Origin of the sequence: Nocardia jiangsuensis (assembly GCF_042650385.1) — a bacterium.
GTDB classification, from domain to species: domain Bacteria; phylum Actinomycetota; class Actinomycetes; order Mycobacteriales; family Mycobacteriaceae; genus Nocardia; species Nocardia jiangsuensis.
In genome coordinates this window covers 284,808-304,712 of record NZ_JBHSAX010000009.1, presented here as the reverse complement: position 1 = coordinate 304,712, position 19,905 = coordinate 284,808, and the positions used below count along the sequence as shown (strand labels likewise).

The window sequence follows — 19,905 nt, the reverse complement described above, 5'->3', positions numbered from 1 at the left end:
ACCCTCACAGCCCCTGCGGACAGGATCGGTCCGCTAGTCTCGGGAGACTGTGGGTGTGGCGGACGAGGAAGCGCGCGGCACGACCGAGCGGGTACTGACCCTGCTCGGGCTGCTCCAGCAGCGCCGGGTCTGGACCGGGGACGAGCTGGCCGACCGGCTCGGCGTCACCCCGCGCACGGTGCGCCGCGACGTCGAGCGGCTGCGCGCCATCGGCTACCCGGTCCGCGCCGAGCACGGCATCGGCGGCGGCTACCAGCTCGGCCCAGGCCAGGAGCTGCCGCCGCTGCTCTTCGACGACGAGGAGGCGATCGCCACCGCCGTCGCGCTGCTCGCGGGCACCGGCGCCGCGAGCACCGGGGACGCGGCGCTGCGCGCCCTCACCAAGCTCGACCGGGTGCTGCCCACCCGGCTGCGGCACGAGGTGCGCGCGCTCTCCGGCTCGGTCGAGTCCTTCGGCGGCGGCCGCGCCCCGGTCGACCCGGAGGTGCTGATGACGCTGGCCCGCGCCTGCCGGGACGAGGTCGAGGCCGGGTTCGAGTACCCGTCCAAGGAGGGGACCGGCCGTCGCCGCGTCGAGCCGCACCGCCTCGTCGCCTCCGACCGCCGCTGGTACCTGCTCGCCTACGACCTGGACCGCGCCGACTGGCGCACCTTCCGCCTCGACCGCATGGCCGAGGTCACCGCCCGCACCTGGCGCTTCCGCCCCCGCGCCGATGCCCCCGATGCCGCCGCCTTCGTCCAGCGGGGCGTCGCCGGCGGCGCCTACCGCCGCCAGGCCCGCTTCCTGGTGCGGGCCCCCGCGGCGACGGTCCGCACCCAGGTCTCCGCCAACGCCGCGATGGTCGTCGAGGTCGACGCCACCACCTGCGAAATCCACAGCGGTGCCGACAACCTCGACGTAGTACTCATGTACGTGGCCGCCCTCGGCCACGCCTTCCGCGTCCTCGAACCCCCCGACCTCGCGACCCGCGCCGAGGAGTTGGCGGCCCGCCTCACCGCCGCGGTACAGCCCTAGACCGACCCCAGGTCCGCCGAGAGCCACTGCTCGGGCCGCATGTACACGGCGACCTGCTCCCCGTGCGACTGCGCGTACTCCAGGTACCCCTCGAGCTTCTCGGCGGGCAGATACCGCGCCGCCATCTCGCGCACGAGTGCGTCACCGGGCTCGATCCGGGTGACCGGCCCCTCCGCGGTCACGTAGCGGATGGTCGGCTCCAGCACCTGGACCATGAGGCTGAACCGCTGCGCGGCCTTCAGCAACTCGAGCTTCCTCGAGGTGGCCCCGGTGAGCACCCAGAGCTCGCCACCGGGGGTGTAGTCGTACCAGATCGGCACGTTCAGCGGGGCCCGGCCGGGAGCGCCTGCGACGGCGAGCGCGCCGATGTGCGGCCGGGCGAGGAATTCCTGTCGTTCTTCCAGGGGGAGCGCCATGCGCTCACCCTACCCACCGCTACTTCAATCCCGAGCGCACGAAGGCGTTCACGATGTGCCGCTGCAGCAGCAGGTACATGATCAGCACCGGCAGGCAGGCGAGTCCGGCGAGCGCCATCATCGGCCCCCACTGGTCGCCCTCGGTGCCCATGAAACTGCGCAGCCCCAGCTGCAGCACGCTGTTGGACTGCCGCAGCACCACCGCGGGCCAGAAGTACTCGTTCCAGGCGTTGATGAAGAGCAGGATACCGAGCGCGGCCAGTGCGGGGCGCAGGTTGGGCACCACGACGGTCCACAGGATGGACCACGAGGAGCGGCCGTCGATCCGGGCCGCCGCCACCAGCTCCTTGGGGAAGCTCGCCATGTGCTGGCGCAGCAGCAGCACCGCCAGTGCCGAGCAGAGCGTCGGCAGCGCGACCCCGATCAGCGTGTTGATCAGCCCGAGCTGGGTGAGCAGCACGTAGTTCGGCAGCATGGTCACCTGGAACGGCACCAGCCAGGTGCCGACGAACGCCAGGTAGAGCACGCGCTGGAACGGGAACGTGTACAGCGCGAAGGCGTACGAGGCGAGCAGCGCCACCAGCAGCTGCCCGGCCGCGGAGAACGCCGCGACGAAGAAGGTGTTGCCGATCAGCCCGAGCACGTCCACCTTGTCGGCGGCGTCGGTGTAGTTGGCGATCGAGAGCGGCCACGGGAACGGCGTCAGCGAGGTGACCTCCTCCGGCCTGCGCAGCGAGGTCGCGAAGAGCCAGTAGATCGGGAACACCGCGATCAGCGCGGTCGCGCCGAGCAGCAGGTGGCTGCCGAGCGCGCGCAGGCGGTCAATCGTCATGGAAGGCAACCTTCTCCGAGATCCAGACCAGGGCTCCGGCGAGCACGCCGAACCCGAGGAAGAGCAGCACCCCGGCCGCGGCGCTGAGCCCGGCGTCGAAGCTGTGGAAGGCGTAGTCCCACAGCAGGTAGTAGATGTTCGTGGTGGCCTGCGATGGCCCGCCCTGCGTCATCGAGTCGATCAGCGGGAAGGTCAGCGCGGGGCTGAGCAGCACCGTGGTGAGCACCATGAACATCAGGGTGGGGGAGAGCAGGGGCAGCGTGATCCAGCGCCGGATCTGGCCAGGGCTCGCGCCGTCCACCTGCGCGGCCTCGTCGTAGTCGCTGCTGATCCCGGCCAGCCCGGCCCAGATCACCAGCACCGCGAAGCCGAGCAGCTGCCAGCCGGTGATCACGATGATCACCGTGTGCGCGGTGTCCACGTCGTAGACCCAGTTGCGGTCGCTGTTCAGCAGTTGCCCGATGACGCCGCCGCCCGGGTGCAGCAGCCAGCGCCACACCGCGGCCGCCGCCACCGGCGCCACCAGGAACGGCGCGAAAATGAAGGCGTGGTAGAGGGTTCGAGCCCGGCCGTGCACCCGCCGCCCGGCCAGCGCGACGAGCAGCGGGAGCAGCACCGTGAAGGGCAGCAGCCCGAGGATCAGCACGCCGGTGCGGCCGAGCGAGTCCCAGAAGGCCGGAAGCTCGAGCAGCCGTTCGTAGTTGCCGGTGCCGACCGGCGTCATCGGCTGGGTCGGCAGCAGGTTCCACGAGTAGGTGGAGAGCTCGAACGCCTGCACCAGCGGCCGGTACGTCCACACCACCAGCAGCACCAGCGCGGGCGCCAGGTACAGGTAGGGGACGAGGCCCCGCCCCAGCCGACGGAGCCGGGCCGAAGCCGTGGCGGTGCCCGCCGCCTTCTCCGGCTCGCCACCGGAAGCAGACCTGTCGCCGGAAGCAGACCTGTCGACGGAGGCCGACTTGTCGAGGGCAGCGGGCTCGTCGAGGGCGGCGGCTGCGTCGCGGGCGGGCGCGTCGAGCACGAACATGGCTACCGCGCTTCCGCGGCGAGGGCGGCGAGCTGATCCAGCGTCGCCTGCTCGTCCCGCTCGTAGAGCGCCTCGGCAGGCGTCGCCTCCACCGCGGTCGCCACCAGCGAATCGCCGACGACGTCGATCCGGCTGTACCCGAACGCGGCGTACCCGCGCTGCCTGCCGACCGGGGCGAAGGAATCCTGCCGGTACGAGGTCGCCGGGCCGACCCACACCGGGATCCCGGCCAGCGCCGACGCCGCGGTGAGGTGGCTGTGCCCGCAGACGATCAACCGGACGTCGCTGCCGCGCAGCACCTCGGCCAGCCGCTCCGGCTGCCGCAGCCGCAGCAGCTGCGAGACCGGCAGCGCCGAGGGGATGGGCGGGTGGTGCAGCACGAGCAGGGTGCCGTGCGGGGCCGGTTCGCGCAGCAGCTCGCGCAGCCGGTCCAGCTGCCCGTCGCTCAGCTCGCCGTGGTGCAGCCTGGGAACGCTGCTGTCCAGCAGCACGATCCGCAACCCGGCGATCTCCGCCACCTGGTCGGTCTCGGCCTCCGCGCTGCCGAGCAGTTCGGCGCCGAAGGCCGCGCGCTCGTCGTGGTTGCCCGGCGTGTAGAGCACGCGCGCGCCGAGCTCGGCGGCGACCGGCTCGACCGCGTCGCGCAGCCGCCGGTACGCCTCCGGCGAGCCGTCGTCGGCGAGGTCGCCGGAGAAGACGATGGCATCGATGTCGCGGTGCGAGGCGCGCAGCTGGTGCAGCACGTGCGTGAGGTTGGCGAAGGTGTCGACGGTGCCGTGCACGCGTTCGCCGGTGGCGCGGATATGGGTGTCGGTGAGCTGGACGATGGTCACCTCGGACATGGAGCCCCCTTGCGGAACCGCGCGCCCCCGGAGGGGACGCGCGGCTCGGATCGTTGGTCGGTTACGGATGGCCGGTCACTGCCGCGGCATCAGCTGGGCGCCCTGGTCACGCGCCGCGCCGAGCGTGGACCTGGGGTCCTTGTTCTGGAAGACGGCGGCCTCGACCGCGTCCATCATGCCGTCGCGGATCTGCAGGTAGTTGTTGCCCGGCATGGAGATCCAGGGCTCCATGCTCGCCAGCTGCGCCACGTTCGGCGCCAGCAGCGGGTTCTTCGCGGCCCAGCCCTGCAGCCCCGCCGGGTCGTTCATCAGCCCCGTGCGCAGCGGCAGGTAGCCGATGCCCTGCGAGATCGTGGTGTACGCGCTCTCGCTGGTGAGGAACTTGATCAGCTCCCACGAGGCCCGCTGCTTGGCCGGGTCGTTGGCGAGGATGTGCAGCGACGCACCCGAGTTGGTCGGTACCACCGGCTTGCCTGCGAAGGCGGGCATGGGCGCCGCGCGCAGGTCCCACTTGTCCTTGGCGCCGGAGACGAAGGTGCCCTGCACCGCGCTGGTCTCCAGGATCATGCCGATCTCGCCGCGGCCGAACGCCTCGTAGCCCTGCTTCTGCTGCAGCCGGGGCATGCTGCCCGACTCCACCAGCCGCTGGCCTAGCGCGGCCACCTCGACCGCCGGGGCGTCGGCGAAGGTGAGGTCGCGCCGGTCCTCGGAGATGACCCGGCCGCCGTTGGAGCGCACCAGCGACTGGAAGCACCAGTCCTTCGCGGTCTTGGTCAGGCAGTCGATGTAGACCCCGCCCTTGCCGGTCTTCGCGATCGCGGCCGCGGCCGTGCTGACCTCGTCCCAGGTGGTCGGCGGCTTCGCCGGGTCGAGACCGGCCTCGGTGAAGAGCGAGGCGTTGTAGTAGAGCACCGGCGTGGAGAAGACGAACGGCACCCCGTAGGTGTGGCCGTTCCAGTCCGCGAGGGTGCGCGCCCGCGGGGCGTAGGGGTGCTTGCCGCCGTCGAAGTTGGCCGCCACCGCGTCCTTGCCGACCAGCGAGTCGAGCGGCTTCGCGCCGAGCTGGTTGATGGTGAAGTCCAGGTCGCTGAAGCCGAGCTGGGCGACGTCCGGCGGGGTGCCCGCCACCATCTGGTTCTGGATGCTGGAGATCGTGTCGGTGGCCGGGTTGGGGCTGTTGCCCTGTGGCTTCTGCGCCGTGACCTCGATGTTCGGGTGCGTGGCGCGGAACTCGCCGAGCAGCTTGTCGAAGGTGTCGGTCCAGGCGCCAGCCAGGCCGTAGTTGTAGGACTCGAAGACGATCGAGACCTTCTGGTCCGGAGCGAGCTCCGGGATCCGGGAGGTCTGCGCATCCCCGTCGGACGCGGTCGGGCCGAGGCCGCCGCACGCGCTGAGCGCGAGGACCGCCGCGAACACCAGGCCCAGTACGGGCACGGTGCGTTTCACTGTGTTCTCCTCATCATCGAAAAAAGTGCGAGCCTGACGGATCAGGCGACGGCGACGCGGGCGTCGCGGTCGATCGGGGCGCCGGAGTCCGGTTCGCGCCAGCGCAGCCGCAGCCCGGTGGCGGCGTCGAAGAGGTGGACGTCGGCCGGGTCGGCGTGCACGCCGAGCAGCTCGCCGGTGGCGACCCCGGCGGGGCGCGGAACCCGCACGCCGAGGGTGTGTTCGCCGGTGCCGAGGTGCAGCAGTTCTTCGCTGCCGAGGTTCTCCACCATCTCCACCCGGCCGGTGATCGCACCCGCGGGGTCGGGTCGCAGCCGTTCCGGGCGGATGCCCGCGGTCACCGCGAGCGGCTCGGTCTCCGCGCCCGCGGCGTACGGCAGCACGATGTCGACGCCGGTCGCGATCAGGTGCAGCCTGCCGTCGCGCGGCGTGACCGTGGCGGGGAAGAGGTTCATCGGCGGCGCGCCGAGGAACCCGGCGACGAAGGTCGAGTTCGGCCGGTCGTAGAGCTCGGCCGGGGTGCCGACCTGCTCCACCCGCCCGTCGTTCAGCAGCGCGATCCGGTCGGCCATGGTCATCGCCTCGACCTGGTCGTGCGTCACGTACAGGAACGTGGTGCGCAGCGTGCGGTGCAGCGTGATCAACTCGGCCCTGGTCGCGGAGCGCAACTTGGCGTCCAGGTTCGACAGCGGCTCGTCCATCAGGAACGCCCCCGGGTCGCGCACCATCGCCCGCGCCAGCGCCACCCGCTGCCGCTGCCCGCCGGAGAGGTTGGCCGGCTTGCGCTCCAGCAGCTCACCGAGCCCGAGCACCGCCGCCACCTCCGCCACCCGCCGCGCGATCGCCGCGCGCGGGGTGCGCCGGGCGCGCAACGGGAAGCCGATGTTCTTCGCCACCGTGAGGTGCGGGTAGAGCGCGTAGCTCTGGAACACCATGGCCAGGTCCCGGCGCTGCGGCGCCAGGTGCGTGATGTCGCTGTCGTCCAGCAGGATCCGCCCCGAGCTCGGCTCCTCCAGCCCCGCCACCATGCGCAGCAGCGTCGACTTCCCGCAGCCGCTCGGCCCGAGCAGCACCATGAACTCGCCGTCCGCGATGTCGAGCTCGACCTCGCGCACCGCCATCGACGCGCCGAACGTCTTCGACACCTTCTCGATCCGCAACCGTGCCATCACGCGCCTCGCGCCCACGCGGCGATCCGGGCGGCCAGCACCGGAGAGTCCTTGACCCAGGTGAAGTGGTCGCGATGGGCGACGCCGGAGCTCGCGTCCACGTGCCAGCGGGTGACCCGTGCGCTCGGCATCCGGCCGACCAGGAAGTCGACATTGGACTTCGGGCCGAGCACATCCTCGTCCAGCGAGATCACCAGCACCGGCCGGTCCAGCCGGCGCAGCAGCGAGTTGTACCGCCGCTGCGAGCCTTTCGGCCGGTAGAAGCTGGTGAGCGAGTGCATCGACCAGTCCCGCATGACCCCGCCCGGCATCGGCGCCGGGATCAGCACCCCGCCCGGCCACTGCCCGGTCCGGCGCGCCACCCAGCCGATGTACTGGATCTGGCTCAGCGCCTCCCACCAGCGCCGCAGCCCGAAGGCGTACCAGAAGACGGTCCCGGTGCCGATGATCCCGACCCCCGCCACCCGCTCCGGCTCCGCGCTCGCGAAGAGCAGCGCGAGCTGCCCGCCGAGGCTGTGCCCGAAGAGGAACAGCGGCGCCGCCGGGAAGCGTTCGCCGACGGCGGCGACGATGGCGGGCAGGTCGGTCTCGATCATCTCCCGGTAGCCGAAGTCGCTGTGCTCGCCGAGCGCCGGGGTGGCCTCACCGTGCGCGCGCAGGTCGGTGGTGGCGACGGAGAGCCCCTCGGCGTGCAGGCTCGCCGCGAGCGCCAGGTAGTGCTTGGCCTTCATGGCCATGGCGGGCAGGATCAGCACCACGGGGGCGTCCGGCTGCGTGGCGGGCAGGAAGCGCACGGTGAAGGTGACGCCGTCCTCGCTCGCCACCGAGGCGGACTCCAGCTCGGTGAATCTCGGCAGCTTGCTCGGGGCGCTCATCGCTCGGTCTCCCCGGGATTGGTGTCGCAGACGTAGTCGAAGCCGAACTCCGCGACCAGCACGTCGGAATCGTCGAGCAGCGCCGCCGGGATCACGATCTCGAACCGCTCGGCGACGGTGGAGGCGAGCACCCCCGCCACCGCCTCCGGCGGCACCGAGGCGATCGCCCGGATCCGGCCGGTGGCCGGGCGCCGGTAGCGCGCGTTCGCGCCCCGCAGCACCAGCCGCTGCACCCGGTACAGCTTGCTCGCCGCGGCCCCGACGAAGGCGGCCGCACCGACGATGTCCGCGGCGGTGAAGAGCGCGCCCGCGTGCACGGTGCCCATGTGGTTGGTGGTCGGACCGCAGGCGGGGATCTCCACCACCGCCCGCTCCGGGCCGATCTCGGTGATCTCGGTGCCGACGTGGGTGCCGAACGGGATCAGGGTGTGCGAGGTCGAGCGCAGGTACTCGTAGTCGACGTGCTCCGGATCGAGCTCCGGGTAGCCCGCCGCGAAGCCGGTGAGTTCACGCGTGGTCATGGTGGTTCCCCTTTCAGCGGTGTGCGCGCAGCGCGCGGCGGGCGATGGAGGTGCGCAGCACCTCGGACGGGCCCTCGTAGATCCGGAACGCCCGCGCCTCGATCAGGAACCGGGCGACCAGGTGGTCCTCACAGACGCCGAGCCCGCCGTGCAGCTGCACCGCGCGGTCCAGCACCCGCCACACCGCCTCGGAGACGAAGGTCTTCGCGATCGAGGCCTCGTGCCGCGACTGCGAGGCGGTCGGCCCGTGCGCGTCGATGGTCTCGGCGGCGGTGCGAATGACGCCGCGCGCCGCGACGATGTCCATCTCGCTGTCCGCGACCAGCGCCTGCGCCATGCCGTGCTCGGCGATCGGCGCACCGAACGAGGTGCGCGAGTTGATGTGCCGCAGCGCCAGGTGGTGCCCGCGCACCGCGAGCCCGAGCCAGTTCATCGCGAACACCAGCCGCGAGGGCGCCAGCCGCACCTGGGCCAGCGGCAGCCCCTGGCCCACCGTGCCGAGCACCGCCGAGTCGGGCACCTCGCACTCCTCGAACAGCACCTCGCAGTGCCCGCCCGGCGCACTGGTGTAATCCATGGTCGGCATCCGCCGCCCGACCCGGAAGCCCGGATTGTCCGCGTCGACCAGGAACATGGTGGCGCCGTCGTCGGTGTTCGCCACGCAGATGACGAAGGCCGCGCCCTGCGCGCCGGTGCAGAAGTGCTTCGCGCCGTTGATCACCCAGCCGGCGTCGGTCTCCCTGGCGTAGGTCTGCAGCATGCCCGGATCGGAGCCCGCCCCCGGCGCGGGCTCGGTCATGGCGATGGCCGAGCGGACCTCACCCGCTGCGAGCGGAGCCAGGTAGCGGCGCTGCTGCTCCGCGTTCGCGACGTGCGCGAGCAGGTGGATATTGCCGTCGTCGGGTGCCCAGGCGTTCAGTGAGATCGGGCCGAGCAGGCTGGCGCCCGCGGCCTCGAGCACCTGCGCCTGCTCGGCGGTGTTCAGCCCGAGCCCGCCGTAGCGCGGATCGGAGAGCGGCCCGAAGACCCCCGCCTCCTTCGCCAGCTTCTGCAGCTCCAGCCGCAGCGCGTCGTCCATCACCCGGCCGTCGACGACGACCTCGCGCTCCACCGGGACGACCTGCTCGTGGATGAACTGCGTGGTCCGCTCCACCAAATCCGGGACGTTGTGCATGGCGCCAGTCTCGGTCGGCGAGTCCCGGGCGTGTCGGGGCGATAGGCGTTGTCGATCGACCGAATCATCCGCCCGTTCGCGTCCTGCGCCGCGGCCGGTTTCCGGTGACGGTTACCGCATCACACCGTCCGGTGAGGAGACCAGATGACCGACATCACGGCACGGGTGCGCGCCCGCAGGGACGAGGCGGAAGGCGTCTTCGCGCTCGACCTGGCCGACGCCTCCGGCGCCCCGCTGCCGCGCTGGCGTCCGGGTGCCCACATCGACGTCGACGCGGGCCCCACCGGGGTCAGGCAGTACTCGCTCTGCGGCGACCCCGGCGACTCGAGCAGCTGGCGCATCGCCGTCCTGCACGAACCCGACGGCCGCGGCGGCTCCGACCACCTGTACCGCACCGCCGCGGAAGGCTCGCTGATCCGGGTCTCGCGGCCGCGCAACAACTTCGAGCTGGTCGAGGCCGAGGAGTACCTGTTCGTCGCAGGCGGCATCGGCATCACCCCGATCCTGGCCATGACCACCACCGCCGATGCCCCCTGGTCGCTCTACTACGGCGGCCGCAGCCGCGCCCACATGGCCTTCGCCGAATTGCTGGCGGAGCGCCACCCGGCTGCCACGAAGCTGCTGCCGCAGGACGAGCACGGCCTGCTCCCCATCGCCGAGCTGCTGGACCGCCACCCCCGCGCCACCGTCTACTGCTGCGGCCCCGAACCGCTGCTCGCCGCCACCGTCGCCGCGGGCACCGAGCGCGGCATGCCGGTGCACGTCGAGCGATTCGCGCCGAAACCGGTGGCGGAGGGGGCCGATGCCGGGTTCGAGGTGCGGCTGGCGAGCACCGGCCAGACCTTCCGCGTACCGCCGGGCAGGTCGATCGCCGACGTGCTCGAGTCCGCGGGCGTCCCGGTCATCACCTCCTGCCGCGAAGGCACCTGCGGCAGCTGCGAGACCACGGTGCTCGCCGGTGCCGTCGAACACCGCGACTCGCTGCTCACCGAGGACGAACGGGCCGCCGGGAAAACCATGATGCTCTGCGTCTCCCGGGCCAGGCAGGACCTGCTCGTCCTCGACCTCTGAACTACCCGGAGCCCGACCGGGCTGCCGGGTGCACCGAAAACCGAGAGGAAACATCAGGATGAGGAAGATCGTCGCGGTGGCCGCGGGCCTGGTCGCCGCCTGCGGAATCGCGTCCGGCACCGCCGGCGCGGCTCCGGCCGGTGACGGCACCGTCGATTTCACCGCGCACGCCACCGACACCCAGAGCATCATCAGCATCGACGAGGGCTCCCTCGTCGTCGAGGACGCCGCGCTGAAGATCAAGGCCCCGAACGGCGACCTCATCGCCGGGACGCCCCTGAGCTTCCGCGTCGACGACTTCGAGTTCCCCATCGCGGCCCGGATCGCGGACCGCACCGCGACCCTGACCCCGCAGCTCGACGTGGCGCAGGCCGTCTACAAGCCGGTCGCCCTGCCCTACGAGGACAAGGCCCCGTTCAAGAACGAGTACGACCGCGAGGTCGCCGCCTGGTCGCGCCTGACCAGCACCATCAGCGCGGGCGCCACCATCGGCACCCTCGTCGGCGGGCTCGTCGGCGGCGCGGCCGGCTGCGTGCTCGGCGGGATCGCCGGCGCCACCGTCGCCTCGGCCACCATCGTCGGCCTCTTCGGGCCGTTCGTTCCGGCCGCTGCCATCGGGTGCATCGGCGGGATCCTGGCCATCGGCGCCCTCGGCACGCTGGCCGGGCAGATCCTGATCACCGCGCCGGTGGCCATCGGGGCTGCCATCCAGTACTTCTCCACCATCAACGCGCCCGCGCCGGTTCCGCCGGCGGCGAAGTAGGGCGTACCGGCCCGGCGGTAGGTCCGGGGGACAGGCGGCTCCACCCGGCTTCGGCCGGGTGGAGCCGCTGTCGTTCCTGGCATTTCTCTGCTCTGCCCGGGTGCCGACGAACACGCCTGTCCCGCAGCGCGGACCGATCCCGCAGCCGGCGGTATTGTGGGCGAGTCGTCCGGTCGAGAAAAGGTGCCGTTAGGTCTGTTTTTCGAGGCTCGCACGCGGGAATTCCTTCGGAGAGCGGCCGCGCGGATGTAGCGATATGGCATCGGAGGTCGATCCTCCGTAACCGTTCGCGACTGGCGCGGCGATACCCGTCCTGGAACGAGCACCCTCAAAGGGAAACATGACTGTCATTGGAAACGTCGAGTCGGCCACAGTGGAGGCCGATCCCGACCGATATCGGAAAATGGCGCCCGACGAGCCGGAGCGTACGGGTGAACTCGTCTGCCGGCCGGCCGAAGTCGGTGACCTCGAAAAGATCGTAGCCATCGAGTCTGCGGTTTTCTCCGAGCCGTACCAATTTCTGATGTTGTACCAGTTGTGGCCGATGTACAAGGCGGGATGGACGGTCGCCGAAGTTGATGGCGAGTTCGTGGGCTATGCGCTTTTTCTGCAGTCCGCGGATACCGCGCTGCTGTTGACGTATGCCGTCGCCGACTCCTTTCGGAAATTCGGGCACGGCAAGCGAATTCTGCAGAACGCCATGCGGCATCGGGGTACTGCCAGGCGTCGCCTGGTGTATGCCCCACCGCGGTGCAAAGACCCCGCCACCGCCAGGATGCTCGAGCGGTTGGGGTTTCGGGGCATCGACGACAGACGTAATTTCCTGCATTCGGATTCCGCTGACTATGAGGAGATTCGGGATGGCAATCTGACATGCCGGAGGGCGCGATACAGCGACCTCGCCAGAATTGCGGACCTCGAAGCAGCGGTTTTCGAGGATCCATACCGATTCTTGATGTTGTATCCGCTCTGGTTTCTGCATCGCCGACTGTGGACCGTCGCTGAGATCGACGGCCGGTTGGTCGGCTACGCACTGCTACTGGAAGAACGAGGCGAGGCGCTCATATTCACGTTTGCGGTGGCAGAGCGCTGTCGGCGGCTCGGCTACGGCGAGATCGTGCTCCGGCACGCGATCGCGCGGAGCCGATCGGCAGGAACCGAATCGATCACGCTGACCGTCAAGCCGGCCAACACGACGGCGAGCAGGCGTTTCGAGAGGGTCGGCTTCGTGAAGACCGGTGCGGAGGAGGACTACTTCGGCCCGGGCGAAGATCGCCATCTGTACAGCATCGATCTGACGTCGAACATTTCTGCACCGCCCGCCGCTCGAGCGGCATTGTGAGCGGTCGGCTATTCGACCGTCGGATCGGCGACGGCTCGGTGGGTATCCTGGTGGAAGTGGCTCGTCGACGGCAGGACCGGGGATATGGAAGACCGATCGCCGGTGGTAGCGTCCGCGACGGACTTCGTCGAGCGGCTGGCTGAGGAGCTCGAGACCTCGGATTCACCCGCGCGTACGGCCCTCGAGGCTTTCGATGAGGATGTCGAACGGGTGCTCGATCACTACGATCTCACGTCGGTGCGGAGCAAAGCGCATGCGCTGACCTTCGCCTCGATGTACGACTCGGCGGAAACGGCCGAGGCGGAGGACGATCGCGACCCGATTCCCAGGGCTGTCCTGGCCGCGCTCATCGCGGCGGACGTCGAATTCCGCGGCCCGCTGCGATTGAGTGGCAGGCGGAAGGTCCTGCTCGCCGAGGTGTACGAGGCGCTCGGCGCGCGACTGTCGAGGGCCGGCCTGTACGACCACGCGGGGCTGGCCTTCCGTCGGGCGATGGCGCTGCATCGGGAGAACGAGGACGACGAATCCGAGGACCGCTGCGGATATCTCTCGGCTCGAGCCCGGACGCGGGCCACGCCCAGGGGTTTGCGGCGTCTGACCGGTGAGTTGTCCTTCTATCTGTGCGGACACGGATACCGACCGGCTTGGTTGTTGGGTTGGGTGCTGGTGCAACTGGCCGGTTTCACAACGGCAGCCCTTGTCATCGGTGGGGACGCACCGCCGACCTCCGTCGTCTACATGGGCCTGGTGAGCTTCCTCGGCCCCCTCGGTCTGGAGGACACCGAGGCAATGAATTCTCCCGCTCGGCCGCTGTTCATCATCGAATCCTGGACCGGTGTGGTCACCATGTCGGTGTTCTTCGCACTGCTGGTCCGGAAATGGTTCCGGATGTAGCGCGGCTCAGCGGTCGGCTGTCGAACCACGATGCCGTAGCGCATCCAGCGTCGCGACGGCGATGCTGTCGCGCAGCTGCCCGACCAGGTTGTTCCACTGCCGGGTGAAGCCCGGATCATTCTGTAGCTCCTTCCACAGTGCGCGCAGCGAGACCGGCGTGTGCGCGCCCGGCATCCACAGGCGGGTCAGATGCTCGAGGGCTGGGCCGAGAATGCCGAGCCGCTCGCGGCTGTCCGACGGAAAGCGATCGGCCTCGTCGAGTGCACGAGCCAGTGCGGTGAGCAGCCAGTCGTGCACCGCGAGGTCTTCGCAGAACCGCTGGGCGTCTTGCAGGTCGGGTTCCTCGCGCACGATGAGCCGGACCGTGCGGACGGTGTCGTCCACCAGGCGCATCCCCACCGCCGGGCCGCTGCTGCCGCCGACCTGCGCGGTCCAGCGCAACCGGGTGGTGCCCGCATGCAGGGGTGGGTTCATATCGAGTTGTGGATCGGACCGGATCCGGGCCAGTGTCCGTTCGCTGATCGAAGCGAGATCCAAAATGTCGGCGCCGGTTCGCTCCGCGAGGTAACTCTCCGCCAGCGCGGGCCCCGCCGAGGCGCGCTCCGGAATCCGGGTCAGTACCTCGACCACTCCCTTCCGGCTGATGTAGTGCGACCACGGACGCCGGCGGCGGTCGGGTGCGCGCACCACGGCCACGTGCGCGGACGACTGGAGAATCCGGCCGCCGGCCAGCACCAGCGTGGTTGCCGCGGTGCCGACGATCCGCGCGGTCTCGGCATTCAGGGCCAGGTCACAGTCGACACCGACGGCCGTGGTCGGCGAGACGGCGAGGGTGCCCGGCCGTTCTCGCCATCGGACACCGCGGCCGGGCACGAGCTCCAGCAACTCACACGCCTCCGCGCGGGGTAACGCGGCGGCGGAGGGCAGCAGACAGGTGCGGACCTCGCCGAGTACGACGAGGGGGGTGGTCGCCGCCATCTCAGGAACCGTCGAGCAGTAGGTGGGACTGACGCTCGCCGATGGTTCTCGATACCGCGACGGGGGTGTCCTCCGCCGCGCCCTGCGCGACGATGATGTTCACGAGGTCGTCGTCGAGATCGAGGTGGTCGAGCACGACCCGCACCGCGTGTTCGATCCCGATGTAGCGCTTCGGCAGCATCGACAGCGTCTGGTAGGCCGCGAAGGGCGCCGCAGTCGGGTTGAGCTGCACGACGGGTGGCACCTCTCGCCATCGCCGCGGCCACGGCTCGCCGCGCCGTGGCTGCGGATTCACTATCGCGGCACCCTGATATCGCAACATACCCAGCCGCAGGAGATGCCATACCGCGGCCAGGAACGCGCAGGACCAGCGGGTCACGGGCGCTCCTTCGGCGAGCCCGGCGCTCCAGAGCTCGACGTCGAGGAATATCGAGTGCTCACGTCTGCCGAATTCCTCGGGCGGACGATACCGACGGGTACGCATGGCCTGCGTGGGGTCGTGATCCGAGGACCGCCTGCCATTGCACAGCCACCCCGACTGTGCCGTCGGCGGCCTGCCACCGTTGTCCGGGGGCGCGGGCTCCGAAACGATGCGCGCGGCGACCATCTCGGCGATCGGAATGGGTGCGCCCACCGGCACTCCGTCGACGAATGCCGACGACTTCGCGCACCCGGATTCGCGCGCGAGGTAGTCGATCACCAGCCCGGCCTCATCGGCGGCAGCCAGCAGCCGAGGCAGGGTATCCAGGGGATCGCTTTCCGGCTGGAAATAATCGTCCACCAGATAGCACGTGCTCACCCGGGCATTCGGGCCGAACTGTACCCGTGCCGACTCGGTGAAGGCAGTGACCAGGGGGACCATGCGTCGAAACTCCGAGCGCACCCGCTCCGGCTCATTTGTGATCTGGTTCAGGTAGAAGTGCCCGACCTCGATCGACAGGTGGGACAGCGGAACCGGCGCGATCCACGGTTGCTCGGTCGCCTCGCTGTAGCCCTGGCCGTTCCGCATCACAGTCGCTCCCAGGTCGCCACATCGACCAGTCGGCGCGCGAGATCCGCGTAAGCGACCGCTGTTTCGGGATTGGCGATGTGGGCGTTGACGTCGCTGTCCAGGATCACCTGTTCCCGCCACTGCAACACCGGCTCCATCGGCGTCGAGCCGAGCACCGTCGTGGTACCCAGCTGGTTCGCGGTTGCCAGTCGGCGGAGGGCGGCATCCTGCTCCTGCAACCAGGCGGCCTGTGCCGGCCGGTTCGCGGTCGTCCGCGCGGTCGTGGTCGGTACCGCTGTCCGCACGTATCGGGTCGAGCCGAGGAGTTCGTCGGCGTTGTGCCCGGCGGCCTCGCCTGCTCGCAACAGTCCGTGCGGGCCGTGTACCAGCCCGGACGCGGCGAGGATGTGTTGCCGGGTCCAGCGATGGAAGATCAGCCAGCGAGCGATCCGGCGACGCAACGAAGGTAGGGCCGTCGCCTGCAGGACGATCTCCAGTGCCGCCGAGCGTCCCGCGCTCAGGTCTACGATGACGACGCGGAACTCCTGCTCGAGGGTCGACAGCAGTTCGGCGCACCGGCGCACGACACCGCCGTCGGAGGTGAGGAACTCGGCGCCGCCTTCGTCGCCGGGAAGCAGCACCAGGCGGCCGGAGCGCGGGCTGATCCGGGAGAGTTCGGCGCGGTCGGTGGCCGCACCGACGTCCACCCTGGCCGCGGTGCCGGTCTGGCCGAGCAGGTACGAGTGCACACCGCCCCCGTTGATACCGCGCTCCATGGCGCTGATCTCGAAAAGTGCTCCGGCGGTCGGCGATCCGAAGTCGAAGTCCACGTAGGCGACATTGCGGCCTGCGATCGCGAGCCGATGCGCGATATTGCAGCTCGTGACCGAGCGCCCGGTGCCGCCCTTGTCCGAGGTGGAGAAGACCAGCATCAGGCCCTCATCGCGTCCTGGCGCGCGTACGCCAGTTCGTCGAGTTCGATCAGCGCCTGGGTGGCGAGGCTGTAGGCGGTGCCCGGTCGTTCGGCGAGTACCCGACGTGCGCGGTCGAGCGATTGCCGGATGCGGTCGACCGCAGTGTGCCTCGGGGTGGCGTCGTAGCCCTCGACCCGGAGTTCTTCCTGGTTGAGTAGGTGTTCGGCTTCGCTGAGCAGGTCGATCGCGCGCGACACCATGGCGCTCGGCGCCAGTGGTGGGCCGGTGAAGGTGTCGTAGGCGATCACCAGGCACTCCATCATCCGCTCGGTGAGAAACCAGGAGGGGCCGCTCGCGTCCTTGCTCGACCGGAGCATCGGCGCTGGGTCATCCCACAGCCCGGTGCCGGGGCCATCGCGCAGCGCCCGGCCGTTCAGGTGCTCCATGGCGGCTTCGGCGAGCGTGATGAGCTGGTCGCGGGTGGCGACATCGGTGCGGAGCCGCGCGGCCTGCAGACACCGTTTCATCAGCACCGTCGCGAAATCGGAGACGTGCCAGTGCAGCCGCGGACCATCGGCCATGCTCTCACTACCGGCCAGCTTCACCCGGATTCCGGGATGGTGCAGCTCGGCGGCCGGGTCGTCACCGGTGAGCCTGCTGGTGATCCGCCCCCGGCGCGCGAGCTGGTCGAAGATCCGCACCGTGCGGGCGAGGTCGTCGGTGCTTTCCCGATAGACCAGGTCCTGGACGAGCATCGCCGCCACGGCGAGGCTGTAGTAGTCCGATTCCTCGCCGTCCGAGGTCCGCCACGGGATATCGTCGAGCGGCCACCGACCGCTGCCGAATCGGGCGATGATCGACCAGTAGGTGCGCGCGAGTTCGAACCTGAGCTGCAGTGCGTCGGCGAGCGTGCGTTGCTCGTCGGTGAGCAGCTCGAGCTCTCGAATCCGCTGCGACAGTAGATCGCTGATACCGTCCAGGGCGACGGCGGTGAAGTACAGATACGGCCGGGACTCCGCAAAGCCTCGCTGGTGACCGACCCGGAGCGGAACCGTGTCGATGGTGCTGGCGCTCTGCACGATTCCCCAACCCCAGCCGCACTCGAAGAGCCGCTCGTCGTCGGCGACATCGATTTCCCTGGTCTGGCTCAGTTTGACCTCGTTGGCGGCCTGCACCCGGAGGCGCTCCAGCCGTTCGGAGAGCTGATTGATCACGTCGTCGAGCGGAGCCCGCGACTGGTTCAGCATGGTCAGGATCGCCCTGCCCTCCGGAGATTTCGGCGCGGGAGTGTGAATGACGAAACTTCGCACCAGGCCGGTCATCGCCCCGGTGAGGCGGCGACCGACGGCCTCGATCAGCGGTGGGATGCGGTCGCGCAGTTGCTTCGCCTCCAGCCGGACCTCGCCGGCCACGGAGCGCTGGAAACCGCGCAGGAATCGGAGCGCCGCCATGCAGAGACTCAGCGACATGGAGAAGGAGTCGACCACTTCGAGGCGCAGTTGTTCGTCCGTCGGCCGCCCTTCGTCGGCGTGCAGGTACGAACCGGCATGAAACAGCGGTTCACCGTCCGGTGCGGTATAGCGGGCCAGGTATTCCTCCAGCAGCGCGACTATCACACCCCCGATTCCCGTCTCCTCGCCCCACGCCTCCAGAGTCGCCTTGATGTCGGCGGCCATCTCGTTCGGCTGATCCAACGCGAAGGCGGAGATCTCGGTGGCCGGATACAGCAAGCAGAGCAGCTGTTCCGCATCGCTGATCGAATTGGAGCCCTCGCGGCCACCCCATGTCCAGGTGCCGTCCTGGTACGAGAAGGCCAGAACGGCCCGCCACAGATCCAACAGTTGCTGTCGTGGCCTGATGCGCATAGATCCCGCCCTCGCCCCCGCGTCTGTCGCTCTCGCCGGACGCCGTGCATGGAGTTTGCACGTTTTCGGTACGGACGACCAAGAAATCTCGCGTTTTTCGATGACAGCGAATGCAGTGTGCAAGCATTCCGAAGGTCTGCCCGCGAGTATTCGAGACGGGGATCTGCCACCGAAAACTGCAAGCGTGCAACAGAAAGCGGCACAACAGGTTTGTCTGGGATCATCGGGATCGCGGATTGATTCGCGCCGACGCCGGTCGATCACGCACCCGCAGCGGGTGGATCGCCCTCGCCCTCGCGCTCGGTCGCCACTTCCTGACACTTCCGACGGTGGGGTGCCGGGTTGCGCAGCCGATGGCGATCGAGTCTGTGCGCGGTGCCCTTTCGCCCGATGTCGGGCGTCGATTCGGAGGAGGCATCGGGATTCGAGCCGAATTGCGCGCTCTCGATCGCGCAGATTCCGGGGAGATCCGCTGCTACCACGCGCCGGTAGGTGGTCGTTCGGACGACGCCGAGACTGTCACCGATGCAAGCGGTAGCGCAGTGAGTTCCGGGGGCCCGTGTGATCCTCGCTCTGAGATCCTCTCACTGTTCGAGCCCCACCAGGCGGGCGCTCTCTTCCCACAGCTCCACCCCGGCCTCCACGTCTTGCGCCAGCCCCGAAGGCTCCTGCCACCCCAGCTTTCCTCTACGCACCGCCGCATAACTCTGCCCCGGGCCTGGCTCGACAGCACTCGACGCGAGCAGCGCCAGCGCTTCCCCCGCAGCGGGCACGGTGTTCATCGTCGGATGGAACTGCCGAAGTGGCCACCCGACGGGCGTGCCGAGCACCTTCCACGCCACTCGCAGCGGCAGCGACAGACCGCCCGCCAGACCGGTACCGAATACCTGGCCCGGATCGAACGCGATGGGAATCAGCACATTCGAGTACTCCGCGGCGAGGTAGCGGACGGTGAGGACCGCACAGAGCTTGGAGGCGGTGTAGGCATGCTGTCCGGCCCGAGCGGGGAGCGAATCATCCAGAGCCGGGTCGGCGAGCAGTCGGGCGGTGGCGTGCCGCGGCGGCTCTAGCCTCGCTTCGGTAGCGGGATCGTGGGTCCCGCTGGTCGTCAGCAGAACTACCGCCCGCGGCGCGAGGGCGGGGAGTAGGAGACGTAGCAGCAGATAATGCGCCAAGTGGTTGATGGCGAAGGTGGTCTCGAACCTGTCCTCTGTCCGCCCATCGGCATCCGGCCGAATCACCCCGGCGTTCAGGACCAGCGCATCGATCGTTTCGGCCCCGAGCCGATGCCGCACCCCGGCGGCGAACGTCCGCACCGACGCCAGCGACATCAGATCCAACGGCAGCGACTCCACCCCGGACGGCGGGCGCCGAGCCCCGAGCACCACCCGGTGCTCACCCCGCAAACGCTCGACGGCGACGGCACCGATACCCGACGTCCCGCCGGTCATCACGATGGTGGACACAGGCGCCCCCTGAGCACTCGGCCGATGGCGATGAATGTAGCAATGCTCCACGGTCGCGGAGTTCGAATCACGCTGAGCTGACCCGTCGTCACGCCTACCGCGAAATGGTCAACTTTCCCGGACAGCGCCGGACCTTCAGGTCACCAACAACCTGGCGGACCGGCTGACCTGGCAGGATCGGGAGTCGGGCGAGGTGAAGCCGTGGCCGGCGAAGTCGCCGTCGTCGGCGAATCCGGATCCGGGAAGTCGGCCACCGCCGGAATTCTGACCGGGCTCACCGAGGCCAACCGACCCTGCTGAGCTC

The 19,905-nt window shown here is 69.7% G+C and carries 19 protein-coding genes; 5 read left to right on the top strand and 14 right to left on the bottom strand.

Annotated elements, in window-relative coordinates:
- Positions 1 to 55 precede the first annotated feature (55 nt).
- Positions 56 to 1,015, top strand: coding sequence for a helix-turn-helix transcriptional regulator (locus ACFO0B_RS10690; RefSeq protein ID WP_378612223.1), 960 nt, complete (start codon positions 56 to 58; stop codon positions 1,013 to 1,015).
- Here ACFO0B_RS10690 and ACFO0B_RS10685 read toward each other — a convergent pair.
- The 9 genes from ACFO0B_RS10685 to ACFO0B_RS10645 all read right to left on the bottom strand — a co-directional run bounded on the left by ACFO0B_RS10685 (position 1,012) and on the right by ACFO0B_RS10645 (position 9,317).
- On the bottom strand, positions 1,012 to 1,431 hold the full coding sequence (locus ACFO0B_RS10685) for a pyridoxamine 5'-phosphate oxidase family protein (protein ID WP_378612222.1): 420 nt from the start codon (positions 1,429 to 1,431) through the stop codon (positions 1,012 to 1,014). The two genes, ACFO0B_RS10690 and ACFO0B_RS10685, sit on opposite strands and share 4 nt — an antisense overlap.
- Positions 1,432 to 1,450: 19 nt before the next feature.
- On the bottom strand, positions 1,451 to 2,263 hold the full coding sequence (locus tag ACFO0B_RS10680; protein ID WP_233017175.1) for a carbohydrate ABC transporter permease: 813 nt from the start codon (positions 2,261 to 2,263) through the stop codon (positions 1,451 to 1,453).
- Positions 2,253 to 3,290, bottom strand: a complete 1,038-nt coding sequence (locus ACFO0B_RS10675; protein WP_378612221.1) for a carbohydrate ABC transporter permease — start codon at positions 3,288 to 3,290, stop codon at positions 2,253 to 2,255. Before ACFO0B_RS10675 ends, ACFO0B_RS10680 begins: the two co-directional genes overlap by 11 nt.
- Positions 3,291 to 3,292: 2 nt before the next feature.
- Positions 3,293 to 4,132 carry a metallophosphoesterase gene (locus tag ACFO0B_RS10670; protein ID WP_378612220.1) on the bottom strand — a complete coding sequence of 280 codons (840 nt, stop codon included), beginning with the start codon at positions 4,130 to 4,132 and terminating at the stop codon, positions 3,293 to 3,295.
- Positions 4,133 to 4,207: 75 nt separating this feature from the next.
- On the bottom strand, positions 4,208 to 5,578 hold the full coding sequence (locus ACFO0B_RS10665) for an ABC transporter substrate-binding protein (protein WP_378612219.1): 1,371 nt from the start codon (positions 5,576 to 5,578) through the stop codon (positions 4,208 to 4,210).
- Between the two features lie 41 nt (positions 5,579 to 5,619).
- Positions 5,620 to 6,747 (bottom strand): ABC transporter ATP-binding protein, encoded by a 1,128-nt coding sequence (locus tag ACFO0B_RS10660; protein ID WP_378612218.1) that lies wholly within the window; start codon positions 6,745 to 6,747, stop codon positions 5,620 to 5,622.
- Positions 6,747 to 7,622: an alpha/beta hydrolase family protein gene (locus tag ACFO0B_RS10655; protein ID WP_378612217.1), complete on the bottom strand. Its 876-nt coding sequence runs from the start codon at positions 7,620 to 7,622 to the stop codon at positions 6,747 to 6,749. The genes ACFO0B_RS10660 and ACFO0B_RS10655 overlap by 1 nt, the downstream gene beginning before the upstream one ends.
- Positions 7,619 to 8,143 (bottom strand): YiiD C-terminal domain-containing protein, encoded by a 525-nt coding sequence (locus ACFO0B_RS10650; protein WP_378612216.1) that lies wholly within the window; start codon positions 8,141 to 8,143, stop codon positions 7,619 to 7,621. Before ACFO0B_RS10650 ends, ACFO0B_RS10655 begins: the two co-directional genes overlap by 4 nt.
- A gap of 13 nt (positions 8,144 to 8,156) precedes the next feature.
- On the bottom strand, positions 8,157 to 9,317 hold the full coding sequence (locus ACFO0B_RS10645) for an acyl-CoA dehydrogenase family protein (protein WP_378612215.1): 1,161 nt from the start codon (positions 9,315 to 9,317) through the stop codon (positions 8,157 to 8,159).
- 144 nt (positions 9,318 to 9,461) lie between these two features.
- Between ACFO0B_RS10645 and ACFO0B_RS10640 the strand changes: the two genes are divergently transcribed.
- The 4 genes from ACFO0B_RS10640 to ACFO0B_RS10625 all read left to right on the top strand — a co-directional run bounded on the left by ACFO0B_RS10640 (position 9,462) and on the right by ACFO0B_RS10625 (position 13,387).
- On the top strand, positions 9,462 to 10,388 hold the full coding sequence (locus ACFO0B_RS10640; protein ID WP_378612214.1) for a PDR/VanB family oxidoreductase: 927 nt from the start codon (positions 9,462 to 9,464) through the stop codon (positions 10,386 to 10,388).
- Positions 10,389 to 10,446: 58 nt separating this feature from the next.
- Positions 10,447 to 11,151 (top strand): hypothetical protein, encoded by a 705-nt coding sequence (locus ACFO0B_RS10635; RefSeq protein ID WP_378612213.1) that lies wholly within the window; start codon positions 10,447 to 10,449, stop codon positions 11,149 to 11,151.
- Between the two features lie 340 nt (positions 11,152 to 11,491).
- Positions 11,492 to 12,493, top strand: coding sequence for a GNAT family N-acetyltransferase (locus ACFO0B_RS10630; RefSeq protein WP_378612212.1), 1,002 nt, complete (start codon positions 11,492 to 11,494; stop codon positions 12,491 to 12,493).
- Positions 12,494 to 12,577: 84 nt separating this feature from the next.
- Positions 12,578 to 13,387, top strand: coding sequence for a hypothetical protein (locus tag ACFO0B_RS10625; RefSeq protein WP_378612211.1), 810 nt, complete (start codon positions 12,578 to 12,580; stop codon positions 13,385 to 13,387).
- A gap of 6 nt (positions 13,388 to 13,393) precedes the next feature.
- Here the strand turns inward: ACFO0B_RS10625 and ACFO0B_RS10620 are convergent, their stop codons facing one another.
- The 5 genes from ACFO0B_RS10620 to ACFO0B_RS10600 all read right to left on the bottom strand — a co-directional run bounded on the left by ACFO0B_RS10620 (position 13,394) and on the right by ACFO0B_RS10600 (position 19,601).
- Positions 13,394 to 14,365, bottom strand: a complete 972-nt coding sequence (locus tag ACFO0B_RS10620; protein WP_378612210.1) for an SCO2521 family protein — start codon at positions 14,363 to 14,365, stop codon at positions 13,394 to 13,396.
- A gap of 1 nt (position 14,366) precedes the next feature.
- Entirely contained in the window at positions 14,367 to 15,374 is a 1,008-nt protein-coding gene (locus ACFO0B_RS10615) for an SCO2522 family protein (protein WP_378612209.1), read from the bottom strand.
- A complete protein-coding gene (locus tag ACFO0B_RS10610) occupies positions 15,374 to 16,288 on the bottom strand; it encodes an SCO2523 family variant P-loop protein (RefSeq protein ID WP_378612208.1) in 915 nt (304 codons plus the stop codon). Before ACFO0B_RS10610 ends, ACFO0B_RS10615 begins: the two co-directional genes overlap by 1 nt.
- Positions 16,288 to 18,258 carry an SCO2524 family protein gene (locus ACFO0B_RS10605; RefSeq protein ID WP_378612207.1) on the bottom strand — a complete coding sequence of 657 codons (1,971 nt, stop codon included), beginning with the start codon at positions 18,256 to 18,258 and terminating at the stop codon, positions 16,288 to 16,290. The genes ACFO0B_RS10610 and ACFO0B_RS10605 overlap by 1 nt, the downstream gene beginning before the upstream one ends.
- A 461-nt stretch (positions 18,259 to 18,719) precedes the next feature.
- Complete coding sequence (locus ACFO0B_RS10600; RefSeq protein WP_378612206.1) at positions 18,720 to 19,601, bottom strand: SDR family NAD(P)-dependent oxidoreductase; 882 nt, start codon at positions 19,599 to 19,601, stop codon at positions 18,720 to 18,722.
- Positions 19,602 to 19,905 lie beyond the last annotated feature (304 nt).

Coding starts and splice junctions, on each gene's coding strand:
- ACFO0B_RS10685 (WP_378612222.1), bottom strand. CDS start 1,431: ATGGCGCTCCCCCTGGAAGAACGACAGGAATTCCTCGCCCGGCCGCAC.
- ACFO0B_RS10680 (WP_233017175.1), bottom strand. CDS start 2,263: ATGACGATTGACCGCCTGCGCGCGCTCGGCAGCCACCTGCTGCTCGGC.
- ACFO0B_RS10675 (WP_378612221.1), bottom strand. CDS start 3,290: ATGTTCGTGCTCGACGCGCCCGCCCGCGACGCAGCCGCCGCCCTCGAC.
- ACFO0B_RS10670 (WP_378612220.1), bottom strand. CDS start 4,132: ATGTCCGAGGTGACCATCGTCCAGCTCACCGACACCCATATCCGCGCC.
- ACFO0B_RS10660 (WP_378612218.1), bottom strand. CDS start 6,747: ATGGCACGGTTGCGGATCGAGAAGGTGTCGAAGACGTTCGGCGCGTCG.
- ACFO0B_RS10655 (WP_378612217.1), bottom strand. CDS start 7,622: ATGAGCGCCCCGAGCAAGCTGCCGAGATTCACCGAGCTGGAGTCCGCC.
- ACFO0B_RS10650 (WP_378612216.1), bottom strand. CDS start 8,143: ATGACCACGCGTGAACTCACCGGCTTCGCGGCGGGCTACCCGGAGCTC.
- ACFO0B_RS10645 (WP_378612215.1), bottom strand. CDS start 9,317: ATGCACAACGTCCCGGATTTGGTGGAGCGGACCACGCAGTTCATCCAC.
- ACFO0B_RS10640 (WP_378612214.1), top strand. CDS start 9,462: ATGACCGACATCACGGCACGGGTGCGCGCCCGCAGGGACGAGGCGGAA.
- ACFO0B_RS10635 (WP_378612213.1), top strand. CDS start 10,447: ATGAGGAAGATCGTCGCGGTGGCCGCGGGCCTGGTCGCCGCCTGCGGA.
- ACFO0B_RS10630 (WP_378612212.1), top strand. CDS start 11,492: ATGACTGTCATTGGAAACGTCGAGTCGGCCACAGTGGAGGCCGATCCC.
- ACFO0B_RS10625 (WP_378612211.1), top strand. CDS start 12,578: ATGGAAGACCGATCGCCGGTGGTAGCGTCCGCGACGGACTTCGTCGAG.
- ACFO0B_RS10620 (WP_378612210.1), bottom strand. CDS start 14,365: ATGGCGGCGACCACCCCCCTCGTCGTACTCGGCGAGGTCCGCACCTGT.
- ACFO0B_RS10615 (WP_378612209.1), bottom strand. CDS start 15,374: ATGCGGAACGGCCAGGGCTACAGCGAGGCGACCGAGCAACCGTGGATC.
- ACFO0B_RS10610 (WP_378612208.1), bottom strand. CDS start 16,288: ATGCTGGTCTTCTCCACCTCGGACAAGGGCGGCACCGGGCGCTCGGTC.